The following is a 25772-nucleotide window of genomic DNA, read 5'->3' on the forward strand; positions in this document are numbered from 1 at the left end:
GCTTTTTTTTCTTTATTAATGTAACAAAATATATTACAATATAATTATAAAACATATGAAAATAGCAGTAACAGGAGCTACTGGACAACTAGGTCGTTTGGTGCTAGAAAAATTGAAAAATGAAAATGTTGACGTAGTAGCTTTGGCTCGAAATACCGAAAAAGCACAAGATCTTGGCGTTGAGGTGCGTGCATTCGACTACGACCAACGGGAGCATATGGATGATGCCTTAGCAGGAGTTGATCGTTTGTTACTGGTGTCAAGCAACGAGATTGGCAAACGCTTACAACATCATGAGTCGGTGATTCATGCTGCAAAAAAAGCAGGTGTTTCGCAGCTTGTATTTACGAGTTTAGTCAATGTAGATCACTCTACTTTGAATCTAGCTGGTGAGTACATCGACAGTGAAAAATCGTTACAAGCTTCAGGTGTTCCATTTACGATTTTGCGTAATGCTTGGTACACCGAAAATTATACCTCTTCGGCAGCAAACGCAGTAGCTGGCGGTGCGTTTATCGGTAGTGCTGGTGATGGCAAAATTTCTGCGGCTTCGCGTGAAGATTTGGCTGAAGCGGCAGTGGCTGTATTGCTCGATACAGATCACTTAGGTAAGGTGTACGAACTCGCGGGCGATCAAGCATTTACGTTAACAGATCTTGCGGCAGCTATTTCTGAGGTGACCGGCAAAGATATTCCTTATCGCAACTTAAGCGAAGGAGAGTACAAGGATGCATTGGTTTCTCATAACGTGCCGGAGGGATTTGCAGCGATGATCGCTAGCTGGGATGTCTCTGCTTCGAAAGGAGATTTATACAGCGAAGATAAAACCTTGTCCCAATTAATTGGTCGGCCAACTACGCCATTGATAGATACGGTAAAAGCCGCCTTGTCCTAAGCAAAAGCACTAGGATGTATGTGATGTTTTAGACATCTTTGTGTAGCACCAAGTCATATCTTGGTGCTACACTTGTTTATGACATATGACTTTGACGAAATAATCGATAGAGATGGTACCAATAGTGTGACATACGAAGGCTGGCGGTCATTTTTATTCGCAAATGAGCAAGATCTGCAAATTCCTTATGCTAATCATGAATTGATCTCTTTGTGGGTGGCCGATATGGCTTTTTCAAGTCCGCCACCCGTATTGGATGCTGTTCGCGCACGCTTGGATCGAAAGATTTTGGGTTATTCCAAGATTTTCGATCCGCATTATGGCAAAGTACTGAAAGATTGGTTTTTGGAGCATTATAGCTGGGATATCGATACCGATGAATTGGTGTCAGCGCCGGGAATCGTCACCGCACTGAATCGCTTAGTACCCTTATTGACTGAGCCAGAAGATCAAATATTGATTACGACGCCTTCGTATGCGCCATTTAAAAGAGCCGGCGATCAGTGCGGTCGTGGCGTCGTATTTAGTCCGTTGCAAGAAAACGAAGGGAAATACGAAATGAATTTTGCTGATCTCCGCCAAAAAATAGAAAATCCCGTTAATCGCATTCGTGTATTTATACTGTGCCATCCGCACAATCCGACCGGCAGGGTTTGGACAACACAAGAATTAAAAGAACTCGGTCAGCTTTGTCTGGACAACGATGTCTGGATTATATCCGACGAAGTGCATAGTGATTTGTTGCGCGAAGGTCAATCACATACGCCAATGGCCGCATTGTTCCCTCATTCTGATCGGATTATCACTTGTTCGGCTCCTAGCAAGAGTTTCAATCTCGCAGGCAATATGCTGTCGCACATTTTTATTAAAAATACAACCATGCGTGCCGAGTGGAAACGATTATTCAGCGACTATCATTCACCGTTGAGCATTGCGGCAACGCAAGGAGCATATGAACATGGTGCCGAATGGTTGCGACAGCTTAATCGCTATCTTGATGCCAACTTACAGTTCTTGAAAGATTTCCTGACGGAACATTTGCCAGAGGCACGCTATCAGATACCCGAAGCGACCTACTTAGCTTGGGTAGATTTGTCCGCTTATTTGCCAAAACGCAAAGACACCGATCGTTGGGCGGTTTTCTTTGCGCAGAAAGCTGGCGTGCTCATCGAAGGTCAAGAAGATTTTGTAGCCAATGCAGAAGGGTATATTCGGATAAATATCGCTTGTCCGAAAGCGACATTGCACACCGCTTTAATCCGCATGGCAGAAGCTTTGAATAATTAGCTAAATGTGCGGCGATAGGCGAGTGGTGTGGTGCCAGTGATCTTTTTGAAGGCTTTATGAAAGCTGACAAAATTATTGAAACCGGCATCAAAACAGCTTTCTTTGATTGTTGCGCCCGAATCTCGGAGCAACTTGCACGCATGTGCCACACGCAATGCGGTGATAAAAGCGGTCAATGTTTTGCCGGTACGCTGTTTGAAGTAACGACAGAAGGAATTGCGGGTCATGCCCGATAAGTTGGCCAAGGTAGTCAACTCCAGCTCTCCGCGATAATGGGTGTTGATATAGCCGATGATGGTGTTCATGCGCGTCACCTCCTCGTGCTGCTGTTGGATGTCGTAATCCGAACTCACCAAACTTACTTTAGGTGCGAACTGCGTAAACTCATGCAATACCTGTAATAACCGATAAAGCTGTTGAAAACCACTGGTTTCTTTTTCCAAATCTTGAAAAAGTAGCGCTATGGCGAATGGTAATGCTTCGATCCACAATCCCTTTTGAGCCTGCTGCACAGTTCGTCGAACTTCTGCCAGCTCCGGCAGAGCCAGAAAATCCTTTCCAGCAAAATCTTCCCGAAAATGAATCACATAGATTTCAGCTTGTGCTTCCTGGCTATATTCCTCGTCAAAATGCCAGTAATGTGGTACATTCTTGCCAATCAATACACACGCGCCATGCTCAAAGCGCTGAATACAATCTCCAATAAAAAAGGTGCCCAAGCCGCGATTGATGTAGATCAGTTCCAGCTCCTCATGATAGTGCCAGATCTGGTGATATTGCGGAATATGATCTTTTCGAATCTGGAAACTTTGTGTTTCCGACTCATAACGGTGCAGCTTCTGCATTACATAATGTATTAGATATATTCTCAAAAATACGAAACGGAATTTATAAGGAGGTAATATCGTTTATTATTTGGGTAATTGCATTTATTGAATTGTGGAGGTATCTCCGTTAATTCGTGTAATCAATTATACATCATCTGTGATGACAAATAAAAATCGCTATACCTTTGCGCTGGTGTTAATCACCTCGCTTTTCTTTTTTTGGGGTTTTATACACAACCTTGATCCGATTCTGATTAAGCATTTGCAAAGTGCTTTCAGTCTCTCGCACTTTCAGGCCTCGCTAATCGATTCATCTGTTTTCGCTGCGTACTTCTTGTTGGCCATTCCTGCAGGGTTGATTATGCAACGCTATGGTTATAAAGCAGGAATCTTGGTCGGATTATGTCTTTTTTCTTTAGGATGTTTTCTGTTCGTGCCTGCAGCCAATGCCGTAAGTTATCCCTTTTTCCTGACTGCTTTATTTGTCTTATCCTGCGGACTTACGATTTTGGAGACGGCGGCCAACCCCTATATCACGGTATTGGGCGATCCGGCGCGTGCGACGGAACGCTTGAACTTTGCTCAATCTTTCAATGGTTTGGCTGCTTCGCTAGCGCCGCTGGTTGGTGGATATTTTATCTTGGCTGAAGAACCACTAAACCCAGAGCAATTAGCACAACTGACTGAATCTGCACGATTGGCCTACATCCAAGCCGAAACATCTTTAGTGAAGGGCCCTTACTTAGTGCTTGGTGGTATTATTTTGGCTGTGGCTATTTTATTTTTCTTCACCAAATTGCCCGATATCAAAGAAGATGAAACGTCGGATAAGACTTCAGGCTTTATCGGTGTATTGAAGCATTCGCAAGTGAGATGGGGTGTAGTCGCACAATTTTTCTATATCGGTGCGCAGGTGTACGTATTTAGTTTTCTATTGGTGTTTGCCAAAGAAACATTAGGAATGAGTGGATTAGAAAGTAAGTATTATGCAGGTGTAGCCGGCTTCTTATTTATGATCGGACGTTTTATTGGTTCCTTCTTTATGAAATTTGTACAGCCCGCTAAATTGTTGGCGGCATACGGTATCATTGCCTGTATCCTGACTTTAGTGGTAATATTTGGAAGCGGGATGATTACATTGTACGCATTATTGGGTATCACCTTTTTCATGTCGATCATGTTTCCGACGATTTTTGCGATGGGTATTCAAGGTGTGGGGCACGATACCAAACCTGCTTCCAGTCTTATTGTGATGTCCATCGTAGGCGGCGCGATTATTCCATTAGGCGCAGCCTATATTACGGATATCACCGGCCACATGCCATACTCGTACTTCTTTGTGTTACTGTGCTTTATTATCGTCGTATTATTTGCATTGTATAATAGGCCAGCGGTAAAGATTTCGAGAGCGAAAATAGTTTAAAACAATATAGTAAAAATGACAAGATATGTGTTAGCGTTGGATCTGGTAGATCAACCAGATCTCATCCAAGAATATGAGGCTTACCACCGTGCGATATGGCCCGAGATAGAAGAGTCTATTTTGAGTACAGGTGTTCATCAGATGGCCATCTACCGTTTTGCGAATCGGTTGATGATGCTGATGGATGTTGCCAATGATTTTAGCTTCGAACAGAAAGCAGCAGCAGATGCCAATAACGAGCGCGTGCAGGAATGGGAAAAACTGATGTGGAAATATCAAGTGGCGCTACCAGGTGCAAAACCCGGTGAAAAATGGGTGCTGATGGATAAGATTTTTGAATTACGCGGGTAATCATTCCCAGAGAGAATAGTATATGACTAGAGATAATGAACGCCTACCTTTTTTGCAGATCCACCCGAAGGATAATGTGCTGGTGGCGTTAAGTGACCTTCCAGAAGGTTTTGAGGTGAATTTTGCCGGACAGCAATTTGCTTTGCGCCAAGCGGTAAAAGCGAAGCATAAATTTACGATAGAAGATATTGCTCAAGATGGCGATGTGTTTATGTACGGTGTGTTGGTGGGTAAGGTTAATGTGGCGCTGGCGACTGGTGAATTGATAAGTACAGAAAATCTACGCCATGCGGCGGAAGATTTTCGACTAGGCGAACGAAAAATAGAATGGCAAAAGCCAGATGTATCGGCGATCGCAGATCGTACTTTTGATGGCTTTCACCGTAGTAATGGTGCCGTTGGCACGGCAAATTACTGGTTAGTTATACCATTAGTTTTTTGCGAGAATCGCAACGTGCTGACGTTGAAATCTGCATTGGAAGAGAAGCTAGGCTACCGCGTACAATCTGCTGATTATTCGAATGAAGTAGATGAGTTAATTCGTCAATATCAGTCGGGAGCAGACGTCACGCAATTGCTGGAAGCGGATCTATCACCTACGGCGATCGATCGTACGCCGAATCGTTTGTTTCCCAATGTAGATGGTGTTAAGTTTTTGAATCATGACATGGGCTGCGGTGGTACACGGATGGATTCCGATGCACTTTGTGGCTTGCTAGCTGGATATATTACACATCCAAATGTGGCTGGTGCGACGGTACTGAGCTTAGGTTGTCAGCATGCGCAAGCTTCGATCTTGCGCGACGAAATCGCCAAGCGCGATCCAAAATTCGACAAACCCTTGTATGTTTTCGAGCAACAGTTTGAAGGTACAGAACAGCGCCTGATGCAAAATGCGATTAAATCTACTTTTGCGGGATTGACGATTGCTAACCAACTCAAACGTGAGCCAGCTCCGCTGTCGAAGTTATGTGTTGGACTAGAATGTGGTGGTTCCGATGGGTTCTCGGGCATATCGGCCAATCCGGCATTAGGTTATCTTTCAGATCTATTGGTTACGTTGGGCGGTTCGGTCATCTTAGCAGAATTTCCCGAATTGTGCGGCGTAGAGCAGGAGATGAGCGATCGTTGTATGGATGAACCGATGGCCGAAAAATTCATTCACCTGATGCGTACCTACAATGCGAAAGCAGAAGCTGATGGATCCGGTTTTTATATGAATCCTTCTCCGGGTAACATTCGCGACGGATTGATTACCGATGCCATCAAATCAGCTGGAGCAGCCAAGAAAGGTGGTTCATCGCCAGTGCAGGCGGTGGTAGATTATCCAGAATTGGCCAATACGCCAGGATTGAATCTGCTATGCACACCTGGCAATGATGTAGAAAGTACCACAGCGGAAGTAGGAGCTGGTGCCAATATCGTATTATTTACGACCGGATTGGGTACGCCGACAGGTAATCCGATTGCGCCTGTCATTAAGATTGCAACGAATACAAAAACCTACGAACGTATGCCAGATATTATTGATCTCAACTGCGGAACGATTATCGACGGCGAAGAAAGTATTGCTGAATCGGCGCATCGCATTTTAGATTATGTAATCGAGGTGGCTAGCGGACGCGAAATCTGCAAAGCCGTGCAATTAGGACAAGATGATTTTATTCCATGGAGAAGAGGGGTTTCTCTATAAAATATAGTAAAGATGAATAAGCTAAAAGATAAGATAGCCATAGTTACCGGAGGCGGTAGCGGCATAGGAAAAGCGATCAGTATGAGCTTTGCAGCTGCAGGCGCTACCGTACATATCTTCGATATGAACGAAGCGGGATCAAATGCCGTAGTGCAAGAAATTACTGATTTGGGCGGTCGTGCAGTGCACCATACCTGTAACGTAACCGATCAAAAAGAAGTGCTCGATCTGATTCAGCAATTGGATAAGGTCGATATTTTGGTAAATAATGCAGGCATCGCGCACGTAGGTAATGTCGAGAAATGTGCCGAAGCAGATTTTGAGCGCGTATTTCAGGTGAATGTAAAAGGAGCTTACAACCTATTACATGCGGTCGTTCCTGTGATGAAAGCGCAGGGCGGTGGTGTGATCTTGAATTTAGCTTCGATTGCGGCTTTGGTAGGTATTAGCGATCGATTTGCCTATTCGATGAGTAAGGGCGCGATTCATGCTATGACGATGTCGGTGGCGCGTGATTATTTACACGATCATATTCGTTGCAATAGCATATCGCCAGCACGCGTGCATACGCCTTTCGTAGATGGATTTATCCAAGCTAATTACCCTGGTCAGGAAGCGGAGATGTTCGACAAATTGTCGAAGTCGCAGCCGATCGGTAGAATGGCTTCGCCAGATGAAATTGCTAAATTGGCCTTATTCCTATGTAGCGATGACGCAGCATTTATCACCGGAAATGATTATCCGATTGATGGGGGATTTATTAAATTGAACAATTAAAAAAAACACATACACATGCAGTTAATACGTTTTGGAGAAGCCGGTAACGAAAAAATCGGTGTCAAAGTTGGAGAGAAAAATTACGATGTTTCAGCCTTTGGTGGCGATTATAATGAGCAGTTTTTTGCGGAAAATGGGCTTTCAAAATTAGCCCAGTTTGTACAAGATCACGAAGGGAAATTGGCCGAAGTGCCTGCTGATGCACGCATTGGTGCACCGATAGCGCGTCCTTCTAAAATCGTTTGTATCGGTCTGAATTATAAGGATCACGCCGAGGAAACTGGTGCAGCGATTCCGGCAGAGCCGATTATCTTTATGAAATCGACTACGTCTTTAGTAGGTCCTTTCGATCAAGTGATGCTTCCCAAAAATTCTGAAAAAACGGATTGGGAAGTAGAATTTGGTATCGTGATTGATAAAAAAGCATCATACGTGTCGGAAGCAGATGCCTTGGATTACGTGGCAGGTTATGTGTTGCACAATGATGTATCCGAGCGCGAATATCAATTGGAACGTGGCGGTACTTGGGACAAAGGAAAAGGCTGTGATACTTTTGCACCAATCGGTCCGGTGCTGACTACGAAAGAAGAAATTCCAGACATCAACAACGTACGCCTGTGGTTAAAAGTGAATGGCAAAACGTATCAGGATGGTAATACCAAAAACTTGATTTTCAATGTGCCATTTATCGTTTCCTATGTTTCTCAATTTATGACTTTGTTGCCAGGCGATGTGATCTCTACCGGTACGCCGGCAGGAGTTGGTTTGGGCTTCAATCCGCCAATCTATTTGAAACCGGGCGATGTGATTGAGTTGGGAGCTGATTATTTGGGTGAATCACGTCAAGAAGTGATCGCTTATCGTTAATATATATTTCGGTTTACATCCGTCTGACAAAAAGCAGGACACATGAAAATAGATGCACACCAACATTTCTGGATCTACGACGCGGAGCGCGATAGCTGGATCACGGAAGATATGAGCGTAATCCGACGCGATTTTTTACCGACAGATTTGCGCGCAGAATTGCATAGCAACCGTATGGATGGCGTCATTGCCGTGCAAGCGGCCTGCACGCTAGAAGAAACGCAGTTTCTGGTCGACTTATCGACGATGTATGGCATGATCAAAGGCGTGGTCGGTTGGGTGGATCTCACTTCGGATGATGTGGAAGAGCATTTGGAGCGCTTTAGCAAAATTCCGATTATTAAAGGTTTTCGACATGTGGTAGAAGGTGAGTCTGATCCAGACTTTTTGATGCAGGAGTCGGTGCAACGATCGATCCGTTTGTTGACCAAATATGGCTTCACCTATGATTTGCTCATTCGTCCAAGACATTTTGCCTCCACTTTACTTTGCGTCAAAGAGAATCCCGATCAGCAGTTTATATTGGATCATATGGCCAAGCCAGATGTTAAAGCTGGAGAAGTGGAACAGTGGGCTAGCTTTATTGCTGAGCTAGCTACTTATCCTAATGTGGTGTGTAAGGTTTCGGGTTTAGTGACAGAGGCGGATTGGTCGAATTGGATATTGTCTGACTTCGCAGCCTATATAGATCATGTGATTCTTCATTTTGGCAAGGATCGCTTGCTTTTTGGTTCAGATTGGCCGGTTTGTTTGGTTGCTAGTACCTATAAAGAAACGAAGGAGATTGCAGCAAGCCAATTAGATGGATTTTCTGCGGACGAGCAAGCTGCCTTTTGGGGAGAAACCGCACGTAGAATCTATAAATTTTAAAATTGGAGATGGATTTACATTTAAAAAATAAAGTCGTCATCGTGACAGGTGGCGCGAAAGGTATTGGTAAAGGTATTGTGTTATCCTTAGCAAAAGAAGGAGCAATTCCGGTGATCGTAGGTCGAAGTAAGGCCGATAATCAGCTTGTGGTAAACGAAGTGAATGCACTGGGTGCTGAAGCATCGGCGGTTGTAGCGGAACTATCAGATCCAGCGGCTTGCGAACATGCTATCAAGGAAACACTTGCAAAATATGGCCGTATTGATGGCTTGGTAAATAATGCTGGCGTGAATGATGGCGTCGGCTTAGCTTCGGGTAATTATGAAGCATTTGTAGCTTCCTTGCACAAAAACTTGGTGCATTATTACCTGATGGCACATCATGCTTTAGATGCACTTAAGGTGAGCAAAGGTGCGATTGTAAATATCAGTTCGAAAACGGCGGAAACAGGGCAGGGTGGAACTTCTGCTTACGCAGCGTCTAACGGAGGTCGCAACGCGCTCACGCGCGAATGGGCTGTAGAACTATTGCCGCATCAAATTCGGGTAAATGCCATCGTGGTGGCTGAAGCAGCGACACCGCAGTACGATCGTTGGATTCAAACATTGGATAATCCGGAAGAAACCTTGAAGAAGATTACAGATCGTATTCCGTTAGGAAACCGCATGACTACGGCAGAGGAAATTGCAGATACCTGTGTATTCTTGCTGTCGGATAAATCGAGCCATACTACAGGACAATTAATCCACGTTGATGGTGGATATGTGCACTTAGATCGCTCTTTAGTGAGAGAATAAGTGTTGCTGAACTATCGAATTAGTGCATTATTCGCAGCTAATGGCGGTAAATAAAGATGTTTAGATGGTACTGTGAAAAATAAATACGCTATAAATCAGTCGCTTTGGTTATAGGTGGTGATTTCTCTTTGCAAATCAATTTGGAGTACCTATATTTGCATCACTTCAAACAACGGAAGTAACCAGAGATGCCCAGATGGCGGAATTGGTAGACGCGCTGGTCTCAAACACCAGTGGAGCAATCCATGCCGGTTCGATCCCGGCTCTGGGTACAAAGCCTGATAGTTTTACAACTATTAGGCTTTTCCTTTTTCTGGCGAAATGCTTAACATCTTTTAACACAAGTGCGATTAAACATTCTGCTCTTTTTCGACTCTATCTTATACAAAGCGAATCACAATGTGTAGGCAGTAGGTGAATAGTAGGATAGTGATTGATTATATGTTTTAAATGTGGAAAGTCTTGTCCGAAAGGGCAAGACTTTTTTATTTTAGGACAACTTTGCTGCTTCTGCTTCGAAGATATGGTCTATTTTCCATTCAGGTTTGTTTTTGGAGGCGGCCACGGCTAGACGATCACATCGCTCATTCAAAGGATGCCCCGCGTGCCCCTTGACCCATACTAATCTTACTTGATGCAGCTTATATAATTGCATCAATCTTAACCAAAGATCCTTATTCTTTTTGCCGACGAAACCTTTTTGTATCCAACCATACACCCATTTTTTGTCAATAGCATCAATGACATATTTAGAATCCGAATAAACCGTCACTTGCTGATTGATGGATTTGAGGGCTTCTAAGCCGATGATGACGGCGAGCAATTCCATGCGGTTGTTGGTAGTTTTGCGAAAACCTCCAGAATATTCTTTTTCAATTAACTTTCCGTGCAAAGCTTCATTATCTCCCTTATAAATCGTTCTTAAAATTGTACCGTATCCACCCGGACCAGGATTTCCGCTAGAAGCACCGTCTGTATATAATTCAATCATTATTTCAAATATACAGGTTTTGTCGGGCTGTGCCTATCGATAATGAGTAGATTGTGTTGAACAGATTGATTCCCTTTGAGGAAGAATTATTAACGAGTGTAAAGCACAAAAAAAATGCGTAGCTTTAGGCTACGCATCTACGTTCTCATGTCCAATATGTTGCGGGACGTTTTTAGCCTAAGTACGACTTCAGAATTCGACTTCTTGAAGTGTGGCGCAAACGTTGCAATGCTTTGTCCTTAATCTGTCTTACACGCTCGCGTGTCAAGCTGAATTTTTCACCGATCTCTTCTAGAGATAATTGGTGGTTGGATCCCAATCCGAAAAACAATACGATAATTTCGCGTTCACGCTCTGTTAGCGTCGCTAAAGAACGTTTAATTTCTTCAGATAATGATTCATCAATTAGAGAGCTATCCGTATCCGGATCTTTGTTCTCTAATACGTCCAACAAAGTGTTTTCTTCACCCTGTACGAATGGTGCGTCCATAGAAACATGTCTACCTGAATTACTCAATGTATCAGATACTTTATCTACTGTGGTTTCTAGGATGTCTGCTAATTCTTCAGGAGAAGGCTCGCGTTCATATTCTTGTTCAAGCTTAGAAAAAGCTTTACTAATTTTACTCAAAGAACCTACTTGGTTCAAAGGTAAACGAACGATTCTTGACTGCTCAGCGATGGCTTGTAATATAGATTGGCGAATCCACCATACTGCGTAAGAAATAAACTTAAATCCTTTGGTTTCGTCGAACCGCTTTGCCGCCTTAATTAGGCCTAAGTTACCTTCATTGATCAAGTCACCTAATGTTAGACCTTGATTCTGATATTGCTTGGCGACAGAGACGACAAACCGTAGATTCGTTTTGGTAAGTTTTTCTAGCGCTACTTGATCACCCTCTCGGATGCGTTGCGCTAAGATTACTTCTTCTTCCGCAGTAATTAGGTCTACTTTACCAATTTCGTGAAGATACTTATCTAACGATTGAGATTCACGGTTGGTAATGGATTGTGTAATTTTAAGCTGTCTCATCTACTATATTAAATGCCTTCCTTAATGAAATGTTTGCAAAAATACGAAAAATAACCGTAAAACTTGCTAACATGCCCATATTATACTTGTTCAGAATGAGGTAATTAGAAAAGGTTTAATGAACTATAACATCGTCAAAAATTGTTCCAAAACGTAAATAATAGCATGTTTACACATAGATTTTTTGATGATATTGATTTAAAGTATGACTAGCGAAGCTCTTTTCTCCGTGAAGAAAAAAGTATAAGCCCTCAACAAAGATCTTATTTCTAAAATTGAACATACAATGCAGTTGTTAATATGACAATAATATGGTAGCATTAATGCTTCATGAGGTGCGCTAACATCTTATTTCGAAGTAAATCTTTCAATGAGTTAGTACTCCTGTGCTGCTTTGATTAATTTGTAATCGCGAGGCTTTCTTCGTATATTATTTCCGTTGTTAGATATGTCGATGAACAGATATGATGCTATTATTGTGGGGTCTGGCCCGAATGGGTTTGCGGCCGCCATTACTTTGCAACGGCAAGGATTGGCTACGCTTTTGATTGAAGGCGATGAGCAAATTGGTGGCGGTATGCGTACGAAGGAGCTTACGCTGCCGGGATTTAAACACGATGTCTGTTCGGCCATACATCCTATGGCCATGGCTTCGCCTTTTTTCAATTCGCTTCCATTGGCGGCGCATGGGTTGGAATTTGTGACGCCAAAGTACGCGGCTGCTCATCCTTTAGATAATGGCGATACGGCTTTTCTGCACAATAACTTGGCCGACACAGCAGCAGGTTTGGGAGTGGATGGCAAGCGGTATAAAAACTTAATCAAACCCGTATTGGAACATTGGGAATCGCTAGCCAAAGCGATTATGGGACCTTTGCGGTTTCCGGAGAAACCGCTGAATCTAGCGGCCTTTGGTTTGCACGCGTTGCAACCTGCCAGTTGGATCGCGAATCGTTTTAAGACCGACCAAGGTGCTGCACTTTGGGCTGGTATGGCGGCTCATGGTATTCAACCGTTGAGCAACTGGGCTACATCGGCGATTGCCTTGGTACTTTCTGCTGTGGGGAATAAATATGGTTGGCCCGTACCGATTGGAGGTTCGCAGGCCATTGTGAATGCGCTGTTAAGCTACTACCGATCGTTGGGCGGCGAGTTGCAAACGGGGAATTGGGTAGATGATATCGCAGCATTGCCTTCGCATACAACTTTGATCCTTGATCTGACGCCAAAGCAATTATTAGGGCTAAAAGGTTTGAAGTTTTCACCAGGATATACCCGACAATTGCAACAATTTAGGCAAGGGATGGGCGTGTTCAAAATCGATTGGGCCTTGTCAGAAAAAACTCCTTTCAAAGATGTACGCTGCCAACAAGCCGCTACCGTGCATCTAGGTAATACCTATGCCGAAATCGCAGCAAACGAAAGTGCTAGTCATCTGGGTAAAAAAGTAGAGAAACCGTTTGTGTTGTTTACGCAGCAAAGTGCATTTGACAGTCAACGGGCTCCCGTGGGAAAACACACCGGATGGGCTTATTGTCACGTGCCGAATGGCTCACCAGAAGATTACACCGAAGAAATTGAAGCACAGGTAGAGCGGTTCGCTCCAGGTTTTCGAGATACGATCTTAGCACGACATACCTACAGTCCGGCGCAGTTAGAAGCGTACAACCCGAATTATGTGGGCGGCGATATCAATGGTGGAATCATGGATGTTTTCCAATTGTATACTCGGCCAACGAGATCACTAACGCCCTATCGCACTTCCCTCAAAAATGTGTATATCTGTTCATCGTCTACGCCACCAGGTGGTGGTGTACATGGTATGTCTGGTTATCATGCAGCGAAGACTGCGTTAAAAGATCATTTTGATATTAATCCTACTCTATGACGTGGTCAAAAATTGGTATCATGTAAGTTTGATCCAGTCGGCTTTTTCATCATGCCATATCTCAATTCCGTGGCTTATAATGAATATTCACAAAGCTTAGGTTTGTTTTAAAATTAATTTTTTGTAGTTTTATTTTACAATCAATTATAAATGAACGATCACGTCAAAAGGAGAAATACCATCCTCATTGTGTTGGTAGCTTCGCTCGGATATTTTGTAGATATCTACGATCTCATATTATTTTCAGTAGTTCGCGTCAAAAGTTTGACGGATTTGGGCGTGTCGGAAGATGATATGTTGCGAGTAGGTGCTACGATCATCAACAGTCAAATGTTTGGCATGTTGGTAGGGGGGATTTTGTGGGGTGTACTTGGAGACAAAAAAGGTAGATTGAGTGTATTGTTCGGTTCTATTATCACGTACTCATTAGCCAATATTGCTAATGGATTTGTCACAAGCGTAGACCAATACGCGATCGTGCGTTTCATTGGCGGCGTCGGTTTAGCAGGCGAGCTTGGTGCCGGAATTACGTTGGTGACAGAAACCATGAGTAAAAAGAATCGAGGTTACGGAACGATGATCGTGGCTGCAGTTGGTTTGTTAGGTGCGGTAATGGCGGCCTTAATAAGTGCGCGATATACCTGGCAAACAAGTTATTTTATAGGTGGTGGAATGGGTTTGTTATTGCTTACCTTACGGATTGGCTTGGTCGAGTCAGGCATGTTCAAAGAAGCTACTGACAAGAATGTGCAACGTGGTAATTTGCTCATGCTATTTAATAATTGGTCGCGATTCAAGAAATATGTGTGCTGTATTTTGATTGGCCTACCTCTGTGGTATGTGGTTGGCGTTTTAATTACGTTTTCGCCAGAGTTTGGAAGAGCGCTGAATGCTACAGGCATTATAGATGCGGGTAAAGGGATTATGTATTGCTATATCGGTATTTCTATCGGGGATGTGGTCGCTGGCCTGTTGGCTCAGGTACTAAAATCTAGAAAAAAGGTGATGCTGATTTTTATCCTACTCACCACCATAGTCGTTGGTATATATCTTAATTCTTTTGGTCTTACGCCTGAAGGTTTTATTCTACTAAGTTTATTGTTAGGTTTCGCCTCGGGTTACTGGGCTACTTTTGTTACCATTGCGGCAGAGCAATTTGGTACGAACTTGAGGGCGACGGTAACCACGACGGTTCCGAATTTTGTGCGTGGATCCTTAGTGGCCGTAACCTTAGGTTTTCAATTCTTTAAGGATCAGATCGGTATTTTGGGAGGCGCTATGTTAGTAGGGGCGATTACCATTGTCATCGCACTATTAGCTCTGAGTCAACTAAAAGAGAGTTTTGGAAAAGACTTAGATTACGTTGAAGAATAACGGTTAATCGGTCGTATTCTTTTTTAAGAAACCTTTTTGGACGCCTTCGTTGATCAAGCTTTCCCCATACGTCCACAGATCCGCAGCACCATCTTTGATCACACTTTTCTTAGAGAATACCTTATCATAAGTGACGCCGGGCTCATGCCAAGTGCCACCGTTGTTGGAGCTATTTTGTAATAAGGGCTCCAAACGATCCATGGCGCGAGCAAATTTGGCTTCTGCGGTTTCCCCAGCTTCAAACTCTTCCCAAATAGCAATCAGTTCTTGAGCCGTTTCTTCGGGCAACAGTCCGAAAATGCGTTGTGCTGCCAAGCGCTCTTCATCCGTATTGTCGTGGCTTTTTTGTGTGTCATAGATAAAAGTATCGCCGGCATCGATCTCTACCACATCGTGTATGAGCACCATTTTAATCACCTTCAATACATCTACCTTTTCGTTAGCATGTTCGGTTAGTACGATGGCCATAAGTGCCAAATGCCAGCTGTGCTCTGCGCTATTCTCGCAACGATCACTATTGAACAGTTTCGTTCTGCGCTGAATATATTTTAGCTTATCGATCTCTTTGATGAAGGCAAGTTGTTTGCTTAGGTTCTCTGGTGTCATGTGGCAAATTGATGTATAATTTTTAAGCAAATAAGGTACGAATAGCTTTAAATATGATTAAAGTACGCGGACAACTTTCATAAATCTACGTTGGTAACTGCCTTCCAGATTGGTTTCTGTCACAGCTTGTGCTTTCCCTGAGCTGGCATGTATAAATCGTAAACCTTCTTTGTCCTCATTTGACAACACAATACCGACATGTCCAATGCTTCGCTTAGCAGGATTGGTACCCGTAAACAAAATTATATCCCCTGCTTTTGCTTCCTCCAACGCAACATCTGCTCCAGCCTGTCCCATTCCAGCAGAACTTCTCGGTAAGCTGATCCCAAATTCCTTAAAAACATAATATACAAAACCGGAACAATCAAATCCTGTATTAGGGCTTGTTTGGCCGTAGCGATAAGGCACGCCTAATAACTTTTTCGCAAATGCAATGATTTCTTTTTCCGCATCGACTTCCGATGTGACCGCTACGATATCATGTGTATTAGCACCAATATTAAGGTAGGACTTGTCGGGAAATTTGGCATTTAACGAATGATTATTCAGGAAACACAAGCCCGTTAGGCAGAATATTTTGATAAGATGCGCTGCTTTCATTTAAGCAAAACTACGGAAAATCAGCTAATTGCCCTGATTTAGTTACATAAGCTGCGATCCACATACGTTTTATTGCCGTTACTGTTGATGTAATAGCAGCCTCCGCGCGGTCCGCGAATATACTGGCGAGAAGACCGTGCTGCTGATGAACTTTTCTTCACTGCTGTGGTACCTCTTGTGTCAGTCGCCTTGCTTTTGATCGCGGATGATTGATCTCGGGCAGTACTCACATCATATTGTACATACGCCCAAGTGCCGTCGGGCTTTAGGATTACCCTTTTTCCATCCGTCGTAGTAGCATATTTATTTTGCGCTAGTAATGGATGCGTGAAAAGGATATTCAATAAAAGGAAGTAGACTATTTTCATGAAAGCTTGCGTAATGGTTTAAAAGCATTGTTTTCTAATTAGTTAGAGAATAGTGGGTTAATCTACAGCTCCTTTTTCGTTATTGACTTTGCCTATAGCGTATTTCTCAATGATACGTAATGTGGCTGCTTTCAGCGATCGATGTGGATGGACCGGATGCAGACCGGGGCAGGTGAAAAATTCTACTTCCGTGTCGATCTTCGAATACCATACTTTATTAACGTGATCTTTTGTTAAGGTATCCTTTCGTGTAATGCGTTTAAAGTTTTCCAGCTTTTCGTTATCTAAGGCCAGGCATTGAAGCTGATAATCCGCTTCGTCACAATAAATTGCGATGTATTTTTCTCCATCCCAGTACATACACTGTTTATGTGGCCATGAGTAAAATGCCATTAAAATCGTAAGTACAAGCGCGCCTGCCATAATGGACAATGATTTTTTATCTTTTAATTTCCAGTTTACACGTACGGGTGGTGGTGTCTCCGGATTCTCCGTAGGTGGCATTTCTGTTTTATTACTACCTTTTGTAGTTGGCGGATTTTCATCGGTTTCCAGTTCCCCATCAGCCTCTTTGTCTCTGTCGCCGTCCGATATCACAGTTTCATCTTCATCAAACCCTTTTTCTCTCCAAGCAGCATATGGTCTTGGTTGAAAGTCAATAAAGATAGAAAGTAGGATAATGGTGTCATCCGTTGGGACCGTGGTTTTTCCTTGAATAAAGTATTGAATGGGCCTGAACTTGTCAATACTTTCATTCATGATCGCTCGTGTCAGATTTTCAAACTTCTTCGCATTGTTGAAGATTTTTTCCAGCGAAGGAATATCCTTTTGCAATTCCCCAGATGCAAGTTTTGATAAAAGTAAATCTTTCAGCTTGGCTGGCGAGATACTTTGTAATTCATTAAGATCATTATCTGCTTTCTTCTGTAGGTAGAACTCGATAACAGCTTTATTAAAGTCAATTATTGTTGGCATAGGCACAAAATTACGTCTATCTACCTATCGGAATTTACGGAAAACCATAAGCCTTTTTATATATCCCTATCACCTTCTTTCGTCGGGTAAACCGGAATTTCACTGGAATTCACGGAATAGCTTCGGAAAGATCGGAATCGTCGGAAATACCTTTCTGCCAGCGTGTTGAGCGCTATACATTTGCTTTCGGAATCAGGTAATAGATCAGTTTGTTCTTTCGAGGAAAGATACGAAACAGATTCCAAACTGAGAAAATACTGCGGCATTCTTTAGCCGGTTTGGGAAGCAGCTTTAGTCTTCCGCAGTACGATCTCCTACTTCCCAAAAAATCAGAAGGCCTTCTGAAAACCATTGTAGCAATCCCATGCGCGGCGCATGCGGACCTACCAAGTTTTTGACTTTTAATTTTTTGAGCAATGTGGTATTTAATTTTTCTTTTAATGATCGGACAAGGTGGACAAACAACTCCTACTACAGGACCAGACGGACAAGTAACCATCCAAAATACGGATGGAGATGGTGATGGAGGAGAAGCAGGAACAATTCTTCCGCCAAAACCGCCAGTAAAACCGTAGAAGAATCTTAAAGACGGATATATTTCAGAAGGGCAACGAATGAGTTGCCCTTTTTTTGTTTATTTCTGCTTATTATTCTATACTTTAGTTGAGTAAATCGACCTATTCTTATTTTGAAATTTCCTGTATATATCTTTGTCTTATTTGTCATTCTATCTTGCGTCGATAAGCCCGAAAGTATTCCTTCGATATCGGTAAACAAAGAGTATGAAGAAGCTTATGCTTATTTGGATGCCGGTAAACCTGATAGTGCATTTTTGCGCTTTAGTCAAGTGAAAGATCACTATCAAAGTATCAATGATAGTTTACATGTCGCAAACTGTTTAATAAATATGGCTGTTATTCAAAGAGACGCTGGAGATTATTTCGGAGCTCAAGAAACAGCTTTACAAGCCAATGATTATCTGAATGAGCATAAGCTGGATCATTATCCATATCTTAATTCAAATTTCAATACACTAGGCACAATTAGTCGCGATCTGAAATACTATGATGATGCGCTGTCTTTTTTTGAAAAAACATTGAAGTATTCTCAAGATTCTGCTAACCTTTCTATTATAGAGAATAACATCGCTTTAGTTTACAAAAGTCTTAAGCAGTTCGGTAAGGCAGATAAAATATTCCAGAATATTTTATCGCGACCTTATTTGAAAAGTATAGAATATGCACGTACGCTATCCAATCGAGCTAATGCCCGATCGGATCATGACTCATCTTATGTAGCAGCTCCAGATTTATTGAACGCATTATCCATACGTGTTCAGGAGAAAGACATTTGGGGTCAAAATGCAAGTTACGCGCATCTGGCTGATTATTACAAAGAAAAACGTTCAGATTCCTCGTTGTTCTACGCCAGGAAACAATACGCTACGGCATTAAAACTTAAAAGTCCAGATGCGCAGGTAAATGCTTTGAGGCGACTAATCCAAACGGGGAATAGGGATTCCTTACAAACATACTTTACGAGTTATAGCAGATTGACCGATAGTTTGGAAAGTGCACGCGCTGCTGCTAAAAATCAATTTGCATTAATTCGCTACGAAGTCGAGAAAAATAAAGCCGATAACTTGCGTTTGGAAAATGATAACGTGGAAAAATCGGCTCGACTTACTCGACAACGATGGATGACTGGTGGCCTTTTCGTGCTGATTATTGGAGGAATAGTTGGTGGCAGGTTTTGGTATAGGAAGCGAAAAGAGCGATTGGAACTAGAAGCGCAAAATAAAATCAAGGCCAGTAAACTAGCCACATCCCGTAAAGTGCACGATGTGGTGGCCAATGGTATTTACCGCGTTATGAGTGAGATAGAATACAATGAGCAATTGGATCGTGATAGCTTACTTGATAAACTAGATATCATGTACAATAAATCCCGTGATATATCTTACGAGGCCGAAGAGTCTATAGAAGCACCAAGTGCTTATCCTGATGTGTTGGGAGAGCTTTTGAAATCTTTCGCAAAAGAGAATCGCCTTGTATTGATCGCAGGGAACGATGCGGCACTATGGGAGAACGTCAGCGATCAAGCAAAATCTGAATTGAAGGAAGTGCTGCTTGAGATGATGGTGAATATGGCCAAACATAGTCAGGCGACAAGTGTAGTAATACGTTTTGGTCGAGAAGATGAGCACTTGCATATTCATTATCAGGATGACGGAGTGGGAATGCATGCCGACGCACCAAAGGGAAAAGGTCGCCAAAATACGGTTTCCCGTATTCGTGGATTGAGGGGAGAAATTATCTTTGCTAGCGAAGTGGGTGATGGAATGAAAATAGATATCCATATCCCGATTCGTTAATAGAATAAAAGTATGTTCAAAAAAATTCTTATAGCAGAAGACCAACAAAGCGCCAATATCTCGTTGCAGAAAACATTGCATGACCTTCAAATCGAGACAACAGATTATGTGTACTATTGCGATCACGCGTTGTCATGGATCAAAAATGCACAACGCGACCAAGCACCTTATGATTTGCTGATTACTGATTTAAGTTTCGAACCGGACAACAATACACAAGTATTAGAGCATGGCACCGATCTAATCCGTGAAGCTAGAAATGTACATCCAGATCTAAAAGTTATTGTATTCTCTGGGGAAAATCGTCCGAGCGTGATCGATGATCTTTTTGAAAATTTGAAGATTGATGGCTACGTTCGTAAAGCACGTCATGATGCCGATCATCTCAAACAAGCGATCCACACGGTCTATAACGAAAAACGCTATCAGCCTTCGGCTATAAAACAAGCTATTCGAGAAGAAAATTCTTTCGAATTTACCACGGTAGATATAACTATTGTATCCCTATTATATCAAGGTGAAATGCAAAAAAACATTCCCTTTATCTTGAAGCAAAGACAACTAAAACCTTGCAGTTTAAGTAGTGTAGAAAAGCGATTGAATATTATGAAAGAAGCATTGGGTTTTGTGAAGAATGAACAGCTTGCCGTATACTGCAAGGAGAAAGGACTGATCTAAAAAGAAGTATCCATCCAATCCCTATATTATTACCGAGGAGACTGCATTTGCAGTCTCTTTTTTGTTTATTCATTTGATAATCAAATTTATGTGATTTTCTGTCTTACGGAAAACCGTAAGACAAAATTGAATTAAGCTACTACTTTTGATGCATTGACAAACCACGGGTACGCCGCATACTGCGGCTCGACCGTAAACTATGAAATGCATACCGATGAATTTAAAAACTCTCTTCACCTCCACGTCTGTAGATAAGCAGCCTGCGCCGCTGGATCAACAGATTATTCACGACAATGAGGCGATTCATGCCGCCATCGTGTCGCAATTACAATCTGCCCAAAACGAAATACTGATCGCCGCATCTTGGTTTACCGATCAGGAATTGTTTGATGTTTTGGAGCAGAAAATCCTCAGCGGAACAAAGGCCGAGATTATCCTCGCTGACAATGATGATAATAGACGTTTACCATTTGATGATTTGGTCAAAAATGGTGCTCTCGTGTGCCGCGTTAGAGGTGCAGGTTATGGGATGATGCATCATAAGTTTTGCGTTATTGATCAATCCAAGGTGTTGTATGGTTCGTACAATTGGAGTGTCAATGCGCGCAATAACAACAATGAGAGCATCATGGTGACGAACGACTCCGGAACGGTCGATAAAATGATCAAAATATTTAACGAAACTAAAGAAAAAGCGGCCAAGCAAGATCAACAGCTCGTGATCGCTCCAGATGATACTCTCGCAAAACAAAAGGATCCTGTAATCGTGAAGAAAGATAACAGCTTTGCGGATGTATTGGATTCTATGATTGCTGCCGAAGTGGCTAATTTTGATCGAAGCTTATTGCGTCAGCAAGGGTTTGATCGAGCCAAATCTACCAATGGCGATCACCAGACATTGCCTAAAGCGCTCGACACGGTTTACTCCGTATTTATCAATGATATTGATGTGATTGATGATAAGAAACGCCGGCTGTTGAGCAAGGTCGAAGAACAACGATTGAAAGCTACGGAAGCGGCAAGAGATCAATCTGATCTGGGGGTAAATCAATTGGAAGCAGAGCTAGAATTAAAAAAGCAACAAGCTGCTTCGGCAATTGTTGCAAATGATTCGACGATGGCTATTCACAGCGAAAAAATCACTTTGAACGATCGGAAAATACAGAGTGAAGAAGATCAAATCCGAAAATACGATAACGAAATTAATGAGCAAAAGCTGACCTTTATTCGTCCAGAGCATCGTTACTTTGAGTTAATTCCACTGGTTGTTTTTGGAGCTATTTTACTTTTTTATCTATTTATTTTTTACTCTTCAGCTGCCTATATTATGATTTACAGCGCAGCCGATGCAGAATACAATCTTAAAACTGGCGTGGTCGATATTCCAGAGGTATTTAATCCCTATGCGTTGTCCGATGCTTGGGACAAAGGACCTGCTGCGCTCTTATTTGTGCTCACTTTTGTGTTGGTTCCGATCGCGTTGGCCGTGCTTAGTCGAATAGCACGATTCAATTCTTGGCGAGACGGCATTACTTGGGTGGGTATTTTCCTGGTAGATGCTGTAATTGCGTATCAAGTCGCTTCGGTTGTACATCGTGTCATGGTTTTACGAGGCGATACCATTGAAAAATGGCATTTTACAAAGATATTGTCTGACACGAACTTTTATCTGGTATTCATACTGGGTGCGCTTGGGCTTATCCTTTTTAAGTACATCTACAGCAAGTTTATTGGCTATTTTGAAGACCGAAACCCTGATCATGCAGCACTAAAAAGCAAAACATTTATCAAACAGCAAGAGGAAGCTAAGCAACAACGCGTAGAAAGCATCCGTCAACTGGCTGACGATAATGGCGCGTTAGAACAACAGAATATTCTTCTGAGAGCAGAAAACCAACTTTTGCAGGCGGAAATAGAAGAAGCTCCGATTACACTTGTACGAGAAAAGGAGAAAGCTTCATTGCTACTCAATCAGAAAAAGCAGCATATCCAACAAACCGCCGACATTTATATCAGTCATATTGAGAATGATAATCTGCCTATTTCTTTACACTCGCTAAAAGATCGGATTAATATCTTTTTAGAAGGCTGGAATGACTTTCTCCATCAAGAATATTCCATTATGAAGGCTACAGAAATGTCTATTATGGCAAATAATAGCATCGATTTATGGCAAGAAAATAAAATTATCACTAATAAAATAGACTACCGTGTTACAGGTTAAACAATTTATAATCTTCAAATTTTTACTGTGTTTCTCTTTATTATCTGGGGCATGTTATGGACCTGACGAAGACCCAGAAGAACCGACAATATTTGATGATATCCATTACAACATTACCATTGCTCCGGATCTCTCCAATCGAATTGATACCGCACTCTATCCAAGAGCATTGTCGGATGTTGCTATTGTAAATGGCTTTTTAGATGCCTTTTATCCAGAAATCGTTACTTATGACTTAAGTCAGAAAAAGGAGGGACAGCGTAAAACCGGGCAGAAAGATGTTCTAAGGATTGATTTTATCAATCAAAAAATGGGCGGTGATTACAAACCGGAAGATATGGAACTTAACTTAGATCGTTTCGGAAAAAATCAAGCAGAGCGTATTCAATATCTGACGAATCAGAGTGTGGAGAATCTCGATCGGGACACGAAAAAATTTAAGCAAGAATATGCAAAGTTGAATGATGCGGTTCTCCAGAAGAATGTGAAGGCAGACGTATGGTCTTATTTTAAGAATGGCATTAAAAGCAATCTTTTGGATAATAAGATTGATTCGGTGCTGAATAAAAAGCAGCATAGCCTAAACAGATCGTTCGCCTGCAATGTGTTAGTTTTATTCACGGATGGCTATATAGAAGCTGGATTATATGGTGAAAAAAATTGCGAAGGCAATAAGTGCTATTTCTTAGATTCAAAAAGAGTGGCTGATTTTAGAATAGCGTTTAAAAAATCGGGATCGAGTGATATAAAAGCCTTTTTCCAGCAAGAAGGATATGGTATTATTCCAGTCGAAAATCCATTGCTCCAAAACCTAAATGTATTAGTGATGGAGATGTACGATCGCTCCATCGATGCATCCGGAAAAGCTACGCAACATCCTTCCGATTGGGAGATACTACAGTTGTTTTGGGAGGATTGGTTGACGAAGTCGGGCGTAAAATCGCATCGCTTATTGTCGACCGCTAGCTCTCAACGAGAGGCGATGCGCCATGTACAAGACTTTTTGCGAAGCCGTCCTATAGAATAGATGTAGCTAGCAATTAAATGTTAGGCAGCGCCTCTTGCAATTGAGCTGATAAATTTGCGTATCTTCGTAAAATCAAGCCTTTTGGAATGCGACTGCCGAATTTATTTGTTCTCTTATTGTCGTTGATTTTCTGTGTTGCCTGTACCGAGCCAATCAGCAAGGACTTTGTGCAGCAGGTAAATGCTACGCTTGTGCAAGAACGAACTGATCCCACTGCCGCAAAATCTGCATCTGGTCTCGCCGCTATAAAAGGGGAGAATCCAAAAGAAGAAGGTGTGCTGAAGGTTATCCAAATGATCCGGCAAGCGCAACAAGAAGCGGCCAATCAAACGCAAACGGAACAAGAAACCGAATGGTTGCTTAAAAGAGCCGATTCACTCTCCATGCAAGTCGGCTATCCGAGTTTGTCAATGTGGGTAAAGTCGCAAATCGGGTTTTATTATTACCGTCTTACCCATTTAGAGCAAGCTTTACCTTATTTTGTGGAAGCTTCCAAATACCTCACCATTCCCGATTTTGAAGCCGAGATAGATCCAGTGGATTGCCTCATCAAACAAGCTTATTTCTTCGGAAATATTGGCGACCATCAGTTGGCCATCGGCAATTTAGAGCAAGCGCTATCTTCTCCAAGCATTGGTGCAAAAGATACCTCCATTATACAGTATAGCTTGGGATATGAGCATTATTTTTTGGAAGATACGACACGAGCCAAGGAATATTTTCTAGCCGCTAAATCGGGCGCAAAAGATCGAGATCCTATGCGCTATGCTAAATCCTTAGGAGAAATCGCTTTGATCGATATGCAATCTGGGAATATGGCAGATGCAGAGCAGCTGCTGTTAGAAGATATTAAGTTATCAGAGCTTCATGGCGATCAGCGCAACGCCATGTTTGCACAGATACGATTAGGCAGGTTATACAAGGACACAGAGCGCTTGGCAGAAGCTCAGTCTTTAATTGAGAAGGCGGATAGGTATGTAGCAGAGAAAGATAATCTTCTAGGATTTCAGCAAGAGATTATTCTATTGAAGTTAGAGCTTTTTCAGCATTTCAACGATGGAAAAGCACAATTAGCCCTATGTCAGAAGCTGCGTCAGGTAGAAGAACAACTCAAGCATACCGATGGGTCTGATGCCGTGAAGAATGTAAAGCTGACGCTTTTACGCGAGCAGGCAGAATGGAATAGGTTAGTGCATGAAAGCAAATTGCAGAAATCCAACCTGATCGGTATCGCACTATTAGCGATCTGTACTTTGTTGATCATTTTAGCGGTGTCACTGCGAATTTCCAAGTTACGGTCGCTACGCTTGCAACATGCCGTGTTTGAAAATAAGATTGCCGCCATCGAGCTGGCAAAGTATAAGTCAGACAATCGGTACGAGCAGATGCAACACACCATCAAATCGTACAAAACGTTTATCGAGGAACGTAACGCTGCCATTGATCATCTTAAAGAAGAGGTGAGCAAGCTGGAAAGCGCCACCACTCGGACTGACGTGGCGCAGCGTGAAAAATTGGAAGATCTACTGTCCGAACACCTGATGTCTGAGGATAATTGGTATCGATTCAAACGGGTGTTCATGGCGGAGTACCGCGAATTTTACGATCATGTGATACAGCAGTTGGTGGGCATTACCGAATCGCAGTTGCGCATCGTGCTGCTGCAAAAAATCGGCGTTAGTAATCATGAAATGGGCAATTTGCTTGGCGTAGGACAGGAATCAATTCGCAAAGCAAAACACAGACTGCGTAAAAAATATGGATCACATTACGAAGATTGCTTCGATGCATGGACAAATATAACCGCTGATCAGTACACTACTCAATAATTTAAATATATTTGGGGT

The 25772-nt window shown here is 42.4% G+C and carries 25 protein-coding genes and 1 tRNA gene; 18 read left to right on the plus strand and 8 right to left on the minus strand.

Annotated elements, in window-relative coordinates; translation table 11 throughout:
* The first annotated feature begins 55 nt into the window (after positions 1-55).
* Complete coding sequence (locus DC487_RS02900) at positions 56-895, plus strand: SDR family oxidoreductase (RefSeq protein WP_116774435.1); 840 nt, start codon at positions 56-58, stop codon at positions 893-895.
* A 78-nt stretch (positions 896-973) separates the two neighbouring features.
* Positions 974-2182 carry a MalY/PatB family protein gene (locus tag DC487_RS02905; protein ID WP_116774436.1) on the plus strand — a complete coding sequence of 403 codons (1209 nt, stop codon included), beginning with the start codon at positions 974-976 and terminating at the stop codon, positions 2180-2182.
* On the opposite strand, the gene DC487_RS02910 is transcribed toward DC487_RS02905, so the two are convergent.
* On the minus strand, positions 2179-3027 hold the full coding sequence (locus DC487_RS02910) for an AraC family transcriptional regulator (RefSeq protein WP_116774437.1): 849 nt from the start codon (positions 3025-3027) through the stop codon (positions 2179-2181). The two genes, DC487_RS02905 and DC487_RS02910, sit on opposite strands and share 4 nt — an antisense overlap.
* A 142-nt stretch (positions 3028-3169) precedes the next feature.
* Here DC487_RS02910 and fucP point away from each other — a divergent pair, with 142 nt between their 5' ends.
* The 8 genes from fucP to DC487_RS02950 all read left to right on the plus strand — a co-directional run bounded on the left by fucP (position 3170) and on the right by DC487_RS02950 (position 10059).
* Positions 3170-4432 (plus strand): L-fucose:H+ symporter permease, encoded by a 1263-nt coding sequence (gene fucP, locus DC487_RS02915; RefSeq protein ID WP_116775020.1) that lies wholly within the window; start codon positions 3170-3172, stop codon positions 4430-4432.
* A gap of 15 nt (positions 4433-4447) precedes the next feature.
* Positions 4448-4783 (plus strand): L-rhamnose mutarotase, encoded by a 336-nt coding sequence (locus DC487_RS02920; RefSeq protein WP_116774438.1) that lies wholly within the window; start codon positions 4448-4450, stop codon positions 4781-4783.
* Between the two features lie 22 nt (positions 4784-4805).
* Complete coding sequence (locus DC487_RS02925; RefSeq protein WP_116774439.1) at positions 4806-6476, plus strand: UxaA family hydrolase; 1671 nt, start codon at positions 4806-4808, stop codon at positions 6474-6476.
* 12 nt (positions 6477-6488) lie between these two features.
* On the plus strand, positions 6489-7253 hold the full coding sequence (locus tag DC487_RS02930; protein WP_116774440.1) for an SDR family NAD(P)-dependent oxidoreductase: 765 nt from the start codon (positions 6489-6491) through the stop codon (positions 7251-7253).
* A gap of 15 nt (positions 7254-7268) precedes the next feature.
* A complete protein-coding gene (locus tag DC487_RS02935; protein ID WP_116774441.1) occupies positions 7269-8120 on the plus strand; it encodes a fumarylacetoacetate hydrolase family protein in 852 nt (283 codons plus the stop codon).
* A 42-nt stretch (positions 8121-8162) separates the two neighbouring features.
* Positions 8163-8990 (plus strand): amidohydrolase family protein, encoded by an 828-nt coding sequence (locus tag DC487_RS02940; protein WP_116774442.1) that lies wholly within the window; start codon positions 8163-8165, stop codon positions 8988-8990.
* 8 nt (positions 8991-8998) lie between these two features.
* Entirely contained in the window at positions 8999-9787 is a 789-nt protein-coding gene (locus tag DC487_RS02945) for an L-fucose dehydrogenase (protein ID WP_116774443.1), read from the plus strand.
* A gap of 190 nt (positions 9788-9977) precedes the next feature.
* Positions 9978-10059: transfer RNA gene (locus tag DC487_RS02950), tRNA-Leu, on the plus strand.
* 218 nt (positions 10060-10277) lie between these two features.
* Here the strand turns inward: DC487_RS02950 and DC487_RS02955 are convergent.
* Complete coding sequence (locus DC487_RS02955) at positions 10278-10778, minus strand: ribonuclease H family protein (protein ID WP_116774444.1); 501 nt, start codon at positions 10776-10778, stop codon at positions 10278-10280.
* Positions 10779-10950: 172 nt separating this feature from the next.
* Positions 10951-11811: a sigma-70 family RNA polymerase sigma factor gene (locus tag DC487_RS02960; protein WP_066753499.1), complete on the minus strand. Its 861-nt coding sequence runs from the start codon at positions 11809-11811 to the stop codon at positions 10951-10953.
* A gap of 454 nt (positions 11812-12265) precedes the next feature.
* On the opposite strand from DC487_RS02960, the gene DC487_RS02965 reads away from it, so the two are divergent.
* Complete coding sequence (locus DC487_RS02965) at positions 12266-13699, plus strand: phytoene desaturase family protein (RefSeq protein WP_317046318.1); 1434 nt, start codon at positions 12266-12268, stop codon at positions 13697-13699.
* A 150-nt stretch (positions 13700-13849) separates the two neighbouring features.
* A complete protein-coding gene (locus DC487_RS02970; RefSeq protein ID WP_116774446.1) occupies positions 13850-15073 on the plus strand; it encodes an MFS transporter in 1224 nt (407 codons plus the stop codon).
* A 3-nt stretch (positions 15074-15076) separates the two neighbouring features.
* On the opposite strand, the gene DC487_RS02975 is transcribed toward DC487_RS02970, so the two are convergent.
* From DC487_RS02975 to DC487_RS17365, 5 genes are all read right to left on the minus strand, one after another.
* Positions 15077-15679, minus strand: coding sequence for an HD domain-containing protein (locus DC487_RS02975; RefSeq protein WP_116774447.1), 603 nt, complete (start codon positions 15677-15679; stop codon positions 15077-15079).
* Between the two features lie 57 nt (positions 15680-15736).
* The gene (locus DC487_RS02980; protein WP_116774448.1) at positions 15737-16279 is read right to left on the minus strand and encodes a C40 family peptidase; all 543 of its coding nucleotides are present in this window, start codon (positions 16277-16279) and stop codon (positions 15737-15739) included.
* A 38-nt stretch (positions 16280-16317) separates the two neighbouring features.
* A complete protein-coding gene (locus tag DC487_RS02985; protein ID WP_116774449.1) occupies positions 16318-16647 on the minus strand; it encodes a hypothetical protein in 330 nt (109 codons plus the stop codon).
* 57 nt (positions 16648-16704) lie between these two features.
* Positions 16705-17622 carry a hypothetical protein gene (locus tag DC487_RS02990; protein WP_116774450.1) on the minus strand — a complete coding sequence of 306 codons (918 nt, stop codon included), beginning with the start codon at positions 17620-17622 and terminating at the stop codon, positions 16705-16707.
* A gap of 291 nt (positions 17623-17913) precedes the next feature.
* Positions 17914-18039 (minus strand): hypothetical protein, encoded by a 126-nt coding sequence (locus DC487_RS17365; RefSeq protein ID WP_262508148.1) that lies wholly within the window; start codon positions 18037-18039, stop codon positions 17914-17916.
* Here DC487_RS17365 and DC487_RS17180 point away from each other — a divergent pair.
* The 6 genes from DC487_RS17180 (at position 18039) to DC487_RS03015 (ending at position 25754) form a co-directional block, all read left to right on the plus strand.
* Positions 18039-18197 carry a hypothetical protein gene (locus DC487_RS17180; protein ID WP_165799004.1) on the plus strand — a complete coding sequence of 53 codons (159 nt, stop codon included), beginning with the start codon at positions 18039-18041 and terminating at the stop codon, positions 18195-18197. The genes DC487_RS17365 and DC487_RS17180 overlap by 1 nt on opposite strands.
* 113 nt (positions 18198-18310) lie before the next feature.
* Positions 18311-19996 (plus strand): ATP-binding protein, encoded by a 1686-nt coding sequence (locus tag DC487_RS02995; protein WP_116774451.1) that lies wholly within the window; start codon positions 18311-18313, stop codon positions 19994-19996.
* 12 nt (positions 19997-20008) lie between these two features.
* Positions 20009-20674, plus strand: coding sequence for a response regulator (locus DC487_RS03000; RefSeq protein WP_116774452.1), 666 nt, complete (start codon positions 20009-20011; stop codon positions 20672-20674).
* A gap of 214 nt (positions 20675-20888) precedes the next feature.
* Entirely contained in the window at positions 20889-22898 is a 2010-nt protein-coding gene (locus DC487_RS03005) for a phospholipase D-like domain-containing protein (protein ID WP_165799005.1), read from the plus strand.
* Positions 22885-23925 carry a hypothetical protein gene (locus tag DC487_RS03010; RefSeq protein ID WP_116774454.1) on the plus strand — a complete coding sequence of 347 codons (1041 nt, stop codon included), beginning with the start codon at positions 22885-22887 and terminating at the stop codon, positions 23923-23925. The genes DC487_RS03005 and DC487_RS03010 overlap by 14 nt, the downstream gene beginning before the upstream one ends.
* An 86-nt stretch (positions 23926-24011) precedes the next feature.
* Positions 24012-25754, plus strand: coding sequence for a hypothetical protein (locus tag DC487_RS03015; RefSeq protein WP_116774455.1), 1743 nt, complete (start codon positions 24012-24014; stop codon positions 25752-25754).
* Positions 25755-25772 lie beyond the last annotated feature (18 nt).

Origin of the sequence: Sphingobacterium corticibacter (assembly GCF_003076635.1) — a bacterium.
In the GTDB taxonomy this organism is placed as follows: domain Bacteria; phylum Bacteroidota; class Bacteroidia; order Sphingobacteriales; family Sphingobacteriaceae; genus Sphingobacterium; species Sphingobacterium corticibacter.